Raw genomic sequence first — 14358 nt, 5'->3', positions numbered from 1 at the left:
GCATGGTCCAGCATCGCGTCACAGTCTGCCTTCTCGCGCTCGTGCTCGTCTCAGGGTGCGCCACCCGTGACAGCTTCCCTGCTCCGCGGGCGGAAGCCCAGGCGCCGGCTGTCGCCGTCGCCTCAGACCCTAGGCGCAGCTACCTGCCGCCTGAGCAGCTGGCCCGCCTGGGCGCCGAGACGCCCCAGGCTCCCGCTCCGGGCTCAGCGGGTGAGGCCGCCGACCGCGCCTACTCCGAACGCCTGACGGGCTGGGCCGACACTCCCCGTTGGACACTGGCTCAGACGCACGCCGAGGTCTCGCCAGCCTTGGCGCTCGCTCACTTCGACTGCCCGCTTGGGACCCGCCTGTCGCAGGAGCCCCCGCCCGCTCTGGTCAGGCTGTTCACGCGGGCCCTGCGCGATGCCTCCATCGCCTCGACGGCGGCCAAGAACCGGGCCTTCCGAGCCCGGCCCTTCGCCGATGACCCCAGTCGCGCGACCTGCATCCGGACCGACGAATCCCTGCGTGGCAGCGCCTCGCATCCTTCCGGTCACGCCACGGTCGGCGCCCTCTACGGCATGATCATGGGCGACGTGGCCCCCGACGTAGCCGAGGAGATGTATCGGCGAGGTCGTGAAATCGGCTTCTCGCGCGCGGTCTGCGGTCTGCACTATCCCGCCGACGTCGATGCCGGCCAAGCGCTGGGCTACGAAATCTATCGTGCTCTCATGGACCTGCCCGAGTACCAGGCCGACCTGGCCGAGGCCCGGCGGGAGGTGGCTGAGGCGCGCACCAAGGCCTTGCGCAATCCGGGCTGCGCGGCTGAGCGCGCCGCCCTGGCGCAGGAGCTGTCCTAGGGCTGCGACGGCCTGGGGCTGACCAGTGATCCGTAGAGATCGGTTCGCCGATCCCGGAAGAAACCCCAGGCGGCCCGGTGCCGGTCGACATATTCCAGGTCGAAGGTGTGAACGAGCACGCCCTCCTCCGTGCGGCCGAAGCTCTCGACCAGATCGCCGCGATGGTCGGCGATGAACGAGCTGCCGTAGAAGGTCTGGCCCACCTCGATCGCATGCTCCGTACCGGTGCGGTTGGCCCCGACGACCGGGACGACGTTCGAGACGGCGTGGCCCTGCATGGCGCGCCGCCACGGCTCGGCGGTGTCCAGCTCCTTGTCGTGAGGCTCGGAGCCGATGGCGGTGGGGTACATCAGCACCTCGGCCCCCATCAGCATCATGGCGCGCGCGGTCTCCGGGTACCATTGGTCCCAGCAGATGCCGACCCCCACCTTGCCGAACCGCGTGTCCCAGACCCGGAAGCCCGTGTCGCCGGGCCGGAAGTAGTACTTCTCCATATAGCCCGGCCCGTCCGGGATATGGCTCTTGCGATAGACGCCCATGGGTCGGCCGTCCGCGTCCAGCATGACCAGGCTGTTGAAATAATGGGGCCCCTCGCGCTCGAAGATCGAGACCGGAATGGCCACGCCCAGCTCGGCCGCCACGGGCGCGAGGGCGGTCACACACGGATGCTCGCGCCAGGCATATGCCGTTCCGAACCAGCGCTCCTCCTGGCTGACGCAGAAATAGGGCCCCTGAAACAGCTCGCTGGGCAGGATGACCTGCGCGCCCTTGCTCGCCGCTTCGCGAACAAGCTCCACCGTGCGGGCGATGTTCCGGTCGATATCCTCGGTCGGATAGCTGGCCTGGAGAGCGGCCACGGTCATGGTGCGCGCCATCAGGCGATCTCCTGCTGGGTGATGCAGTGAAACGAGCCGCCGCCGGTCAGGATGTGATCGCTGGGCAGGCGGACAATGCGGCGATCGGGGAACAGCGGCTTCAGCGCCTCAGCCATGTGGTCAGCCGGCGCCCCCTCGTATTCAGGCACGATCACCGCCCCGTTGGCGATGATGAAGTTCATGAACGAGGCCGGGACGATCACGTCGTCCTCGTCGGTCACGCGCCCGGGCGACGGGCAGCGCAGCACCTGAACGCCCTGGGCCTCCAGCGCTTCGGCGGCCGCCTCGTAGATGGCGAAGTTGGGATCCTGCATGCCCGTCCCCTGCGGGACCAGCACCGCGTTCTGCCCGACGAAGCGGGCCAGGTTGTCGACGTGCCCGTCGGTGTGGTCGTTGAGCAAGCCGTCCTGCAGCCAGATCACCCGCCGCGCGCCGAGCGCAGCCGCCAGGGCCGCCTCGGCCTCATCCGACGTCCAGCCTGTATTGCGGTTGCGGTTGAGCAGGCACTGGCGCGTGGTCAGGATCACGCCCTGGCCGTTGTGATCCACGGCCCCGCCCTCAAGGATAAAGCCGTGGCGGTCCAGAGGCGCGCCCGCATGGTCTGCGATCTGCTCGGCCACCTCGTCATCGCCTGGCAGTTCGTACTTGCCGCCCCAGCCGTTGAAACGGAACCCAGCAGCGCGCGGACCTTCCGGTCCATGCACGAAGATCGGTCCAGTGTCCCTCAGCCAGATGTCGCCGAAGCGGCCGGGCACAATCTCGACCCCCGAAACACCGCCCAGCAGCGCTTCCGCCCGGGCGCGAGCGTCCTCGCCGCAGACCAGTAACCGGACGCGCTCCTGACCAGGTCCCGCCAGGACGCGGGCCAGGGCGGCGACCTCCTCCTGGGCCGGCCCCAGATCTTCCAGCCAGAGGTCGGCCGCGCTGGGAAAGCCCAGCCACATGGCGGCGTGGGACTCCCACTCGGCGGGCGTGCGCAGGGCTGCGGGTGCGTTCAACTCAGGCTCCGGTCTCGATGAAGGCGCAGATAGCGTTGCGGCCGCCCCCTCACAAGCGCGGCCGCGCATGCGAAAGGGGCGGCCCGTCGCCGGACCGCCCCCTCGTCGTTTGGACTTGGCTGCCGCTTAGAAGGAGTAGCGGATGCCGAACTTGACCTGCCACAGCGAGGCGTTGTTGACGCCGAAGGGCCGGATGGCCTCGTCCGGGGTGCCGAACGCGGTCTGCAGGTTCGAGTAGGTGTAGGTGGCGCCCGGCGCCGCGCAGGCTCCGGCTCCGCCCGCGCCGCACTGCACCTGAACCACGGGGACGCCGCGGTAGAAGGTGTACTGCTCCAGCACGCCCCACTCGTCGTTCAGCAGATTGCCGAAGTTCTCGATGTCCAGATACAGGCGCAGCTTCGCGTAGGTCGGGAAGAAGGCCGGGATCTCCTGGCTGAAGCGCAGGTCCACCGTGAACACGTCGTCCGTGCGGAAGGCGTTCCGCGGGGCGATGCCGCCGGCGTAGTCGATCAGTCCCGTGTTGTGCAGGAAGTCGTTGAACGCCGAGACATCGAAGCCGCCGGCGTAGGTCACGCGGGCGTCAGAGCCCGCCGTGACGTTGCCGGAAGCGTCGGTCGCCGGGACGTAGAGCAGCGAGCTCGACGTGGCCTGGATGCCCGAGTAGCTCGAGGCGTACTGGCCGAAGTCGTTGTCGAAGTTGCCGCTGCGGCTGCTGTGGAAGGTGTAGGAGAAGGGCAGACCCGAACGGCGCTGGGCGAACAGGTTGATCGAGGTTTCGTTGTCCCCGAACAGCTCGCGCGTCCAGTTCACGTTCACCGCCAGACGGTGCGGGATTTCGTAGTCCGACGTGGCGATGGCGGGATCGTTGTGGTTCGAGCTGGCGAAGCGCGTGTAGCTCGAAGTGGCGATCGAACTGGTCATCGGATTGCGGTCGGTCGCGTCGGTGTAGGTGTAGGTGACGCGGGCCGACAGGCCGTCGAACAGACCCTCGTTCCAGTCCTTGGCCACCGTCAGGGCGTAGGCGTTGGAAGAGCCTCCGTCCTCAGCGTTGGTCAGCATCATGTCGGCCTGGTTTGCGCCGGTGACGCCGGTGGTCGACCGGGCGTAGACCGGGCGGCCGTCAGGCGCCGTACCGATCTGCTGAGCGCGCAGGTCGGTCCAGTACAGCGAGTTCTCGAAGCGGGTCAGCAGGATGTCGCCCTGGACGCGCCAGTCCGTACCCAGACCCCAATCGGACAGGTCGAAGTCGCGGCCGACGCTGAGGTTGAACTTCCAGGCGCTGGGGATCTTGAAGTTGGGATCCAGCAGGTTCACGTCGCCGTTGCCGGGGGTGAAGGTACAGCCGGCCGGAGCCGCCCGCAGGTCGACGTTGGTGTACGGACCGGCCGGGCAGACCGCCGTCACCTGACGCACGCCGTCGTTGGCGAACGGGTTGGAGATCCAGACGTTCAGGCCCTGGGTCGAGAAGCGGCCGACGCCTGCGGTGAAGTTCCAGTCGCCCGGCGTGTAGGACAGGCTCAGGCGCGGCAGCAGGATCGAGCGGCCGTCCAGGTTAGCGGTGTTGGCGAAGCCGTGACGCGAGACGAAGTTGTTGTTCAGCGTCGGCTGGTCGTCCATCACGAACCAGTCGTAGCGCAGGCCGAACAGCAGGGTCAGGTCGTCCTGGATGCGCCAGCTGTCTTCGCCGTACAGGGTGTTGACCACGTAGTCGAAGCGGGCCGCACCGTCGCGGGCGGTGCCGGGCGTCGCCGCCACGGTGCCGCCGTTCGGGTCCACCGCGCCGCGCAGGAAGTAGCCCGAGGCGATTCGGTTCTGGAAGTTGGCGTAGCTCGAGAAGGTGTACTCGCCGAACGAGTTCGAAACGAACACGTTCAGGATGTCCAGCATCTCGGTGCGGGCGCCGAACAGCAGGCTGTGCGCGCCCAGGTCCCAGCGACCGATGGCTTCGGCGTTGGTGGTCTCGACGTACAGGTAGTTGTCATTGCGGAACGAGTCCGCGCCGAAGCGGATCTGGGCCGAGCCCGGGCCCGCCAGAACGCCGGGCAGGTCGTTGACCGTGACCTGGGTCTGGCCGACTTCGAGGCCGCCCAGCGGGATCTGGGTGGTCTCGGTCTCCTTGTAGCCGAAGCGCAGTTCGGTCGAGAAATTCGAGGTCCAGTCCGAGTTCAGCTGCGCCGAGTACTGGGTCAGGCGCTCGTCCTTGTTGTACTGGAGCGACTCCAGACCGATGCGCGGCTGGGTGACGCTGTTGCCGGAGGCGAAGGAGGACGAAACCGAGCCGTTGAACGAGTTGCCGATCGTCTCCTGGAAGGTCAGGGCCAGACGGTGATCGTCGGTGATGTTCCAGTCGACGCGCGCCAGCATCTTTTCGTCGGCGACAGGCGGGGCGCCGTTCACCCACGAACCCGGATCATAGCCGTAGACGGACTGGGTCGTGGCGCGGAAGGTGTCGATGGCCCCGGCAGTGATGCGGGGAATCTCGGTGGAGCCGCCGCCACCCGCCGGAGTGTCGTCGAGCACGAAGGTGCTCTCGAACTTCTCGTAGTTCAGGAAGAAGAACAGGGTGTCGCGGATGATCGGGCCGCCCAGGCTCACGCCCCAGGTGGTCTCTTCGAAGGGCGCGTTCACGGCGATGGTGGCGCGCTGGCCGCGGGTCGGGCTGCCCGACCGGTTGTCCCAGCCGTAGTACTGGTCGCCGCGCCAGTCGTCCGAGGTGTACTCGTAGAAGGCCGCGCCGTGGAACTCGTTGGTGCCCGAACGGGTCACGGCGTTGATGGCGCCGCCGATGAAGCCGTTGTTGATGACGCTGAAGGGCGCGGCCGAGACGTTGATCGCCTGCAGCGCGTCCAGCGAGATCGGCGAACGCTGGGTGGGATAGCCGTTGTTGTTCAGGCCGAAGTCGTCCGACTGGCGGATGCCGTCGACGGTCAGCTGGTTGAAGCGGGTGTTGACGCCGCCGAAGGACAGCGAGTCCTGGTTGTCCGGGTCGTTGACGACCGCGAACGGATCGAGGCGGGCCACGTCCTTGAGGTCGCGGCTGATCGAGGGCAGCGACTGGATCTGGCGGGCGCCGAAGTTCGAGCTGGGGCCTTCACCGAAGGCGTTGGGCGCGCCGCGGCTGGCGGTCACGACCACTTCTTCAACGGCCGTGGCCGACGAGGAGAAGAGGATGAGGTCGACGTTCGAAGCATCGCCGACGCCGATGGCGCCGATGCGGGCGCTGTCCTGGCCGGTCTGGGTGGCCGCCGAAACGACGTACGGGCCGCCGACGCGCAGGCCGCGCGCCGAGTAGAAGCCGTTGGCGTCCGTCATGGTCGTGGAGGTCGTACCGGTCGGCTCGTGCGTGACCGTCACCGTGGCGTTGGCGACGGGCGCGCCGCCCTCGTCCGTCACCTGGCCGCGGATCGCGCCGGTGGTTTCCTGGGCGTGGACCGCGGAGGCGGTCGCCAGCATGAGCACGGCGGCTGAGGCCCCGTAGGCGAGCTTTCTGATAAACATCTCGGATTCATCCCCGTTGAGCGCCGCACCCTGCGACCGCGCCCGATGGGGCGGCGTCTATCCGTCTGATTGTAATCGAAGGCGACAGTTATGTGACAGCTGGATGACACCGGCTGGCCGTGGCCGGGGGGTCACGGTTCTGTGGATGGAATCGACCGCACAGGCTGACGCAAGGGCAAGCTTTACAAGCCGCGGCGGCGCAATCAGGCTCCGCCCATGCCGCCCGAACGCACCGACGCCGCCCCCATGTCAGATCCGCTCCGCTGGGGCGCCCTGCTGATATTGGGCCTGACCGCCGTCCGGCTGGTCGCCCTGTTCCTGTCGCCGCTCGAGTTGTATCCCGACGAGGCGCAGTACTGGCTGTGGTCGCGGGATCTGGCTTTTGGCTACTTCTCCAAGCCGCCCATGATCGCCTGGCTCATCGCCCTGACCACCGCCATCGCGGGCGACAGCGAGGCGGGCGTGCGCCTGTTCGCGCCGCTGCTGCACGCCGGAACGGCCTTCGTCCTCATGGCGGTCGCGCTGAGGCTGTCGGACCGCATCACCGCCTTCTGGGCGGCCCTGATCTACAGCCTGATGCCGGGGGTGCAGCTGTCCGCCGGCCTGGCCTCGACCGACGCGGCGCTGCTGTTCTTCCTGTCCCTGGCGCTGCTTGCCTACGTCGAGCTCGACCGCCGCCAAGGGCGCGAGGCGCTGGTCGCCGCGGCGGGGCTCGGAGCCGCGCTGGGCCTCGCCTTCCTCAGCAAGTACGCTGCGATCTATTTCCTGATCGGCGCGGCCCTGCACGCGGTTCTGTCGCATGGGGGCCGCGCGCGCTGGAGTTGGGCGAGGGGCAGCGTCGCGGCGGGGGCCCTGGCGGTCTTCATCGCGCCGAACCTGCTCTGGAATGCAGCCAACGACTTCGCCACCGTCAGCCATACCGCGGCCAACGCCAACCTAGGGGCCGATCTGTTCCATCCGGCGCAGGCGGCCGAGTTCGTCGCCAGCCAGCTGGGGGTTTTCGGACCAGTTCCCTTCGTGCTGCTGATCTGGGCCATGGTTCGCGCATTCCGTCGGCGAAGCGAGCCCGAGATCATGCTGGCGGCCCTGACCATACCGCCGCTGCTGATCGTCACGGTCGAGGCGTTCCTGTCGCGGGCCAACGCCAACTGGGCCGCCGCCGCCTATGTCCCGGGCTCGGTCCTCGCCGCCTTGATGCTGGTGAGCCTCGCGCGGGCCCGGCGCTGGTGGCAGGGCGGCGTCGCCCTGCCCCAGGGGGCGCTGGCCGCAGTGTTCCTGGTCGCCGCGATCAGCCCGGCCGCCGCCGACGCCCTGGGACTGTCCAACAGCTTCAAGCGCGCCAGGGGCTGGGAGGCCGCCTCGCGACTGATCATGGATGAGGCGCGGGACCAGGGCGTGGCGACCATCGCCACCGACGACCGTTTTCTGTTCAACAGCCTGGCCTTCTATGAGCGAGAGAGGTTGGCTCTGCCAGGCGCGCCCGTGCTGCGGATGTGGGTTCGGACCGGCCGCGCCGCGACCGAGGCCGAGCGCGCCGCGCCGTTGGACGCCGGAGCGCCAGGCCCGGTTCTCCTGGCCAGCCTCGAAGGCAAGTACGCCCCTGAGATGCAGCGCGACTTCGCCTCGACCGTCGCGCCGTCGACGGCCCGTGTTCGTCTGGACCGCAAGCGCGTCCGGCGCGTCGAGATGATGATCGCCCAAGGTTTCCGGCCCGGCCCCCGCGACGCCGAGGGCAAGCCCATCCCCCAGGCCGCCCCCTAAACCCAAAAAAGAAAGGGCCCGGCGTCGACGCCGGGCCCAGTTGCTCTGATCAGACTTGCGATCAGAAGCCGATGTTCACCGTCGCACGGCGGTTCAGCGGCTCCTTGACGCCGTCGCCGGTGGCCACAGCGGGCTGAGTCTCGCCACGCCAGTCGACCGACACGATGGAGCTGTTGACGCCGGCCCCGACCAGAGCGTCAGCCACGGTGCGGGCTCGGCGCTCGGACAGACGGACGTTGTAGGCGGCCGAACCGGAGGTGTCGGCGTGGCCGGTCACCGCCACGCGGGTCGGACGACCCGAACGAGCGTACGCGGCCGCCTGGCTGACCACCTGCTGGGCTTCCGTCGTCAAGGTGTACTGGTCGAAGGGGAAGTACACGATGAACTCACGCGCGACCGGCTGCGCCGGAGGAGGCGGCGGCGGGGGCGGCGGCGGGGGCGGAGGAGGCGGCGGAGGCGGCGGCGGGGGCGGCGGCGGGGGCGGCGGGGCCGCCTCAGCGCCGAAGGACCAGCGCAGGCCCACCGAAACCGAGCTGTCGGTGAAGCCGTCGTTGGAGAAGGCGCCCGGCTGCCAGGCGGGATTCGAAGCCGAGCCGACCGACTCAAACTCGACGCCGTTCGTCTTCAGCCAGCGGCCGGTCACGTCCAGCATGAGCCGCTCGCTGAGGGCCCAGCTGAAGCCCGCGATGGCCTGATAGGCGAAGGCGGTGTCGGAATCGTCCACGGCCAGGTTGGCGATCGGCCCACCGGGAGGGCTGGTCGAGAACTGCCCATAGGCGTCGACATTGACGCGGTTCACGCCGGCGCCGATGCCGATGAAGGGCCGGAACCGCGCGTCCCGATCTCCGAAATCGTGGATCAGGTTGGCCATCAGCGTCATCTGGGTGATGTCGCCGTCCGGGGCGCCGCAGGGATCGCTGGGGCCACGCGTCACGCCGGGGGTGCACAGGGACGAGCTGGCGGGCAGGGTGCGCGGATAGCCGCGGACGGCGTCAATCGTGCCGGGCCGCCAGCCGCCCTCAGCCTCGAGGCGCCAGTTCTCGTTGAATCGATAGCCGAGGCGGCCAAAGGCGGCCCACGTGTCCTCGGTGGCCCAGTTGAAGTTATACGGGCCGCCATCCGGAGCGTTGTTCTCCGAATAGGTGCCGATATCCTCCATCCAGTGGTAGCCGATGTCGCCGGCGACATACCAGCCGTCCGGATCAGCGGCGGCGCTTCCGGCGGCGAACAACGCCGCGGCGGACACGCCGGCAAGCAGCAGCTTGGTCTTCATGTGTCTAGGTCCCTCTGTCGTTCTCAGGAGAAGGCCGCCGGACACGGGGAGGACCGGCGCTTCTGGGGCAAGGAACCGCGAACCCCGCGCCTTGTTCCCGCCAAGCTGTCTGGAATCCCCGGCCCTGTTGCACGGACGCTACGCCCGCCGCAGTCTGGCCTCGCGATTCCGAAGGGAGACTCTGCGCATGGCGATTGATCTGAGAGGCCGCACGGCCATCGTCACCGGCGCGGGCCAGGGCCTGGGGCGCACTCACGCGCTGATGCTGGCGAGCCGCGGCGCGCGCGTCATGGTCAATGATTTCGGCGGCGCCCGCGACGGGACCGGCGGCGCGGAGGGTCCAGCCGCGGCTGTGGCGCGGGAGATTCGGGAGAGGGGCGGCGAGGCCCTTTGGGACGCCAGTTCGGTCACCGACATCGAAGGCGTCGCGGGCATGGTCGAGCGGGCGCGGCGCGAGTGGGGCTCGGTCGATATCCTGGTCGCCAACGCCGGCGTGCTGCGTGACAAGACCTTCGCCAAGATGACGCTGGAGGACTTCCGCTTCGTGCTGGACGTCCACCTGATGGGATCGGTGATCTGCGCCAAGGCGGTTTGGGACCTTATGCGCGAGCAGGCCTGGGGCCGCATTGTCTTCACCACCTCGTCCTCGGGCCTGTACGGCAACTTTGGTCAGTCGAACTACGGGGCGGCCAAGATGGGACTGGTGGGGTTGATGCAGACCCTGGCCCTGGAGGGGTCGAAGCATAATGTGCGGGTCAACTGTCTGGCCCCGACGGCCGCCACCCGCATGACCGAAGACCTGATGCCGCCCGAGGTGCTGGCCGAGCTGAAGCCCGAGCGGGTGTCGGACGGCCTGCTCGCCCTGGTGGGTGATGACGCGCCCACCCGCATGATCCTGTGCGCCGGGGCCGGCGGATTCGAGGCCGCTCATGTCACCCTGACCCAGGGCGTCCATGTGGCCGAAGGACCGGACGCGCCCGATGAGGTCGTGCGCCGGCTCGACGAGATCAGGGGCCGGGCCGGCGAGATGGTCCCGGACAGCGGCCAGGTTCAGGGCGCGCACGAGCTATCCAAGGCCGCCCAGTCAGGCCGAGGCTGACAGGTCTTTTAGAAAGGACCGTCGCCACGCGGTCACGTCGTCGGTCCGCACGCCGTGCGCCAGCGTCTCCCATCGCTTCAGGCGCTCTTGCTTGGGCATGGCGAGGGCTCTGCGAATGGCGTCGGCCAACTCGTCCGCGCTGTAGGGATTGATCAGCAGCGCGTCCTTCATTTGCTCGGCCGCCCCAGCGAACCGCGACAGGATTAGCACGCCCGGATCATCCGGATTCTGCGCCGCGACATACTCCTTGGCCACCAGGTTCATGCCATCGATCAGCGGCGTCACCAGCCCCACGTGGGCGGCGCGGTAGAGACCGGCCAGATGGTCTCGGCGGTGCTCGCGATTGACGTACCGCACCGGGGACCAGTCGAAGTCGGCATAGGCGCCGTTGATATGCCCGGCCAGGGCGTCGAGGCGCGCGCGGATCTGCTGGTAGCTCTCCACCTGCTCGCGGCTGAGGTTGGCGATCTGGACGAAGGTCACGCGCCGGTGTTGGTCGGGATTGTCGGCCAGGAACTGCTCGAAGCCGCGCAGACGGTCCTCCAGCCCCTTGGAATAGTCCAGACGATCGACGCCCAGCAGCACCTTGCGAAACGCGCACGAAGCCATCAGCCGGTCGTGGGCTCGCCCCGCCGCCGTGGTCTCCAGGGCCTTGGCGAAAGCCTCGGCGTCGATGCCGATGGGATAGACGCCGGTACGGGGCTGACGGCCTGTCTCGGCGGCGATCTCGGCGTCGTCTCGGGCCAGATAGTCCTCGAAGGCGCGTCGCCACTCCTCGGTCTGGAACCCGATCAGATCGTAGGCCAGCAGCTCACGCGCCCGGGCCCGGTGTTCCGGCAGGGCGCGGAAAATCTGGTGCGCCGGCCAGGGCGTGTGCAGGAAGAATCCGATGCGGCAGGTCACGCCCAGCTTGCGCAATTCCGACGCCAGCGGGATCAGGTGGTAGTCGTGCACCCAGACCTGGTCGTCGGGCTCGATCAGCGGCGCGAGCAGGGCCGCAAAGCGGGCGTTGACCGCCAGGTACCCCTTGGCCAGTTCGCGATCCGACGCCATCAGGTCGAGGCGCTGGTGCAGCAACGGCCAGAGCGTGCGGTTGGCGTACCCGTTGTAATAGGTCTCAAGCTCGTGCTCGGTCAGCGCGGCCGTGACGGTCTGGATTCCCCCGACCGTGCGGGTCTTGGGTGGTTCCGACTGGGCGTGCTCTGACGTCTCGCCGCTCCAGCCGAACCAGAGCCCCCCGTGATCCTGCAAGGCTGCGCGCAGAGCCATGGCCAACCCGCCCGAACTGGGCGCCGCGGCGTCGGTGGGGGCCGAGACCCGGTTGGAGACGACGATCAGGCGGGTCATCGCACCGCCGCCCAGGGCCGGCTGAGGAGCACGGCGCAGTTGATGATGCCCACCAGCGAATAGGTTTGCGGATAGTTGCCCCAGAGCTCGCCCGTCTCGACCTCGATGTCCTCGGACAGGAGCCCCGCGGAGGTCCGGCGCGCCAGCATGGCCTCAAAAAGCGATCGAGCCTCATCCTCGCGGCCGTTCAGGGCAAGGGCCTCGATGTACCAGAACGTACAGAAATTAAAGGCGGTTTCGGGTTCGCCGAAGTCATCGGGAATGACGTAGCGGAACAGGTGGTCGCCGCGGCGCAAGCCCTTTTCGATGGCGGCGAAGGTGGCCGCCTGACGCGGATCATCAGGGTCCAGGAAGCCCAGGTCGACCATCTGAAGCAGGCTGGCGTCCAGCTCCTCCCCGCCGAAGCTGGCCGCGTAGCGGCCTTCCCCCTCGACCAGCGCCTCGGTCTCGATCCGGGCGCGCACCGTCTCTGCGCGCTCGCGCCACACGGCGGCGCGCGAGGAGAGGCCAAGATGTTCGGCCGCCTTGGCCAGGCGGTCGCAGGCGGCCCAGCACATCAGGGCCGAATAAGTGTGCACCCGGGCGATGGTGCGCAGTTCCCAGAGGCCTGCGTCCGGCTTGTCGTACATGTGAAAGGCGCGCTCGCCGACCTTCTCCAGAGCATGGAAGTCGTCGAATGTCGCGGGCCGCAAAAGCCGGAGATCGTAGAAGGTCTGAGCCAGGGGCAGCACGATCTGTCCGTAGACGTCGTTCTGCACGTGCTCGTGGGCCTGGTTGCCGATGCGCACCGGTCCCATGCCGCGGAACCCGCTGAGGCCGGGCGCCTCGCGCTCGGTGATGGAGGGCTCCAGCCCCACGCCCCAGACGGGCTGGATGTGGGCCGGTCCTGAGTTCAGATTCGGTCCAGTCTCCGAGTTCAGATCGTACAGCGTCTGGTCGATCAGATTGCGCAGATAGGCCAGATAGCTCTCCAGCATGTCTGCGGCGCCCAGCCGGTTGAGGGCCCGCACCACGTAGTAGGCGTCCCGGATCCAGCAGTACCGGTAGTCCCAGTTGCGGCCGCTGTCCGCGAACTCGGGGACGGAGGTGGTCAGGGCCGCCACGATGGCGCCCGTCTCCTCATGCACGCACAGCTTGAGCGCGATGGCGGCGCGGATCACGGCCTCCTGCCAATCGAGCGGCAATGAAAGGGTGCGCACCCACTCGCGCCAGTACTTGCGCGTATGCTCCAGCGTCTCGGCGACGCCGAAGCCCACGTCCTGGGCGTAGACCTCGTCCGGCCCCAGGAAGAACGACAGCGGCCGCTCCAGCCGGAAGGTGCGCTCATCGGTGACGTGGCTGACCGCGCAGTCGGTGGTCAGACGCAGGGTCCCGTGATCACAGAGATAGCGGACGTGATTTGAGCCCGACGTATGGGCGGCGGCCCGCGCGCCCCAGTCTGCCGAGGGGCGGAGGCGGATCGTCACGCGCGGCGTGCCCTTCAGCGGCCGCAGCACCCGGCAATAGGCCAGCGGCCGATAGGTGCGGCCCAGCTTGGGGTGGCGCGGACAGAAATCGATGATCTCAAGCTCGGAGCCGTCCGCCGCCCGCTTCACCGTGCGCAGGATGGCCGTGTTGGTCCAATAGGCCTGTTCGACCGACACCTGCCCTTCGAGATCCACGGCCCAATAGCCATGATCCGGCAGGTCCGGCCCGTTCATCAGCGCCGAGAAGACGGGCGCGCCGTCCACGCGGGGAAGGCACGCCCAGACGAAGCGGCCCTGGCGATCGATCAGCGCCGAGGCGGCGCAGTTCCCGATGGGGAACAGATCGAGGCTCTGGCTGGCGGTGCTCATCACACGCGCTCCAGCCGGTCGGCCAGGCCCGCCAGCGCCGTCATCACAGCGTCCACATCAGCCAGGCCGTGGCGCGCGGCGCTGGGCTGGCGGTCGCCCACAAGCACGCCGAAGCCTCCGAGGCGCTGGGCGGCCTCAAAGGCGTGCTCGTCCGTCAGATCATCGCCGATCATGACCGGCACGCCCCCCTCGAACGGAGCCTCGGCCATGAAGGCGGCTAGAGCCGCACCCTTGTTCGCCCCCGGGGTTTTCAGTTCGAAGACCTGGTCTCCCGCCTGCAGCTCGAGGCCATAGGCCTTGGCCAACTCAGCGGCCATGGCCGCGGCTTCCTCGGCACGCGCCTGGGCCTGACGCACGTGCAGGGCCAAGGCGCCCGGCTTCACCTCCACCAGCACCCCAGGGTGAAGCGCGGCGTAGGCTTCCAGCACCGCCGTGACGGGCTTCAGGCCAGGGGCCGGGAAGGTTTCGATCACGTGCTCGCAGGCGTCGCGACGCTGCAGTCCATGCACGCCGGCCGCCGGCAGGCGAACCCCGCCGCAGATGCGATCAATTTCGCTCAGCGCCCGCCCGCTCAGGATCGCCATTCGCCCCTGCAGATGACCGTGCAGCCGCCGCAGGAGCGCGGTGCGGTCAGGGGTCGGCCCGACCGCGGCCGGATGGGGTGCGATGGGCGCCAGGGTGCCGTCGAGATCCAGAAACAGCGCCAGACGCTCAGGACGCGGCCAGGGAACGGCGTCCCGCTCCGCGGCCCTGCTGGTCGCGTTCTGTCGGATCTGATTCATGATTCTCCCGCGGGGAGGCCCCGGCTAGGCTTTGCACTTGGCCTCGCCGAC

10 protein-coding genes are annotated in these 14358 nt (G+C 68.6%); 3 read left to right on the top strand and 7 right to left on the bottom strand.

The genetic code is table 11. From position 1 onward, the window contains the following. Positions 1-2 precede the first annotated feature (2 nt). Positions 3-839, top strand: a complete 837-nt coding sequence (locus tag Q0812_RS08530; RefSeq protein WP_302109901.1) for a phosphatase PAP2 family protein — start codon at positions 3-5, stop codon at positions 837-839. Here the strand turns inward: Q0812_RS08530 and aguB are convergent. From aguB to Q0812_RS08515, 3 genes are all read right to left on the bottom strand, one after another. Beyond that, a complete protein-coding gene (gene aguB, locus Q0812_RS08525; protein WP_302109900.1) occupies positions 836-1714 on the bottom strand; it encodes an N-carbamoylputrescine amidase in 879 nt (292 codons plus the stop codon). The genes Q0812_RS08530 and aguB overlap by 4 nt on opposite strands. Further along, on the bottom strand, positions 1714-2712 hold the full coding sequence (locus Q0812_RS08520) for an agmatine deiminase family protein (protein ID WP_302109899.1): 999 nt from the start codon (positions 2710-2712) through the stop codon (positions 1714-1716). Before Q0812_RS08520 ends, aguB begins: the two co-directional genes overlap by 1 nt. A 126-nt stretch (positions 2713-2838) precedes the next feature. Beyond that, positions 2839-6210: a TonB-dependent receptor gene (locus tag Q0812_RS08515; RefSeq protein WP_302109898.1), complete on the bottom strand. Its 3372-nt coding sequence runs from the start codon at positions 6208-6210 to the stop codon at positions 2839-2841. A gap of 216 nt (positions 6211-6426) precedes the next feature. Here Q0812_RS08515 and Q0812_RS08510 point away from each other — a divergent pair, with 216 nt between their 5' ends. Further along, complete coding sequence (locus tag Q0812_RS08510; protein WP_302109897.1) at positions 6427-7971, top strand: ArnT family glycosyltransferase; 1545 nt, start codon at positions 6427-6429, stop codon at positions 7969-7971. Between the two features lie 61 nt (positions 7972-8032). On the opposite strand, the gene Q0812_RS08505 is transcribed toward Q0812_RS08510, so the two are convergent. Next, the gene (locus tag Q0812_RS08505) at positions 8033-9244 is read right to left on the bottom strand and encodes an OmpA family protein (protein ID WP_302109896.1); all 1212 of its coding nucleotides are present in this window, start codon (positions 9242-9244) and stop codon (positions 8033-8035) included. A 187-nt stretch (positions 9245-9431) separates the two neighbouring features. Between Q0812_RS08505 and Q0812_RS08500 the strand changes: the two genes are divergently transcribed. Next, a complete protein-coding gene (locus tag Q0812_RS08500) occupies positions 9432-10343 on the top strand; it encodes an SDR family NAD(P)-dependent oxidoreductase (RefSeq protein ID WP_302109895.1) in 912 nt (303 codons plus the stop codon). Here Q0812_RS08500 and Q0812_RS08495 read toward each other — a convergent pair. From Q0812_RS08495 to otsB, 3 genes are read right to left on the bottom strand one after another with little or no spacing between them, the layout of a single operon-like run. After that, entirely contained in the window at positions 10329-11690 is a 1362-nt protein-coding gene (locus Q0812_RS08495; RefSeq protein WP_302109894.1) for an alpha,alpha-trehalose-phosphate synthase (UDP-forming), read from the bottom strand. The genes Q0812_RS08500 and Q0812_RS08495 overlap by 15 nt on opposite strands. After that, positions 11687-13525, bottom strand: coding sequence for a glycoside hydrolase family 15 protein (locus tag Q0812_RS08490; RefSeq protein ID WP_302109893.1), 1839 nt, complete (start codon positions 13523-13525; stop codon positions 11687-11689). Before Q0812_RS08490 ends, Q0812_RS08495 begins: the two co-directional genes overlap by 4 nt. Beyond that, positions 13525-14307: a trehalose-phosphatase gene (gene otsB / locus Q0812_RS08485; protein ID WP_302109892.1), complete on the bottom strand. Its 783-nt coding sequence runs from the start codon at positions 14305-14307 to the stop codon at positions 13525-13527. The genes Q0812_RS08490 and otsB overlap by 1 nt, the downstream gene beginning before the upstream one ends. Positions 14308-14358: the final 51 nt, after the last annotated feature.

The sequence above is a fragment of the Peiella sedimenti genome (assembly GCF_030504955.1).
In the GTDB taxonomy this organism is placed as follows: domain Bacteria; phylum Pseudomonadota; class Alphaproteobacteria; order Caulobacterales; family Caulobacteraceae; genus Brevundimonas; species Brevundimonas sedimenti.
The sequence above is the reverse complement of the archived record's forward strand: the minus strand, read 5'-3'. Positions and strand labels throughout refer to the sequence as shown.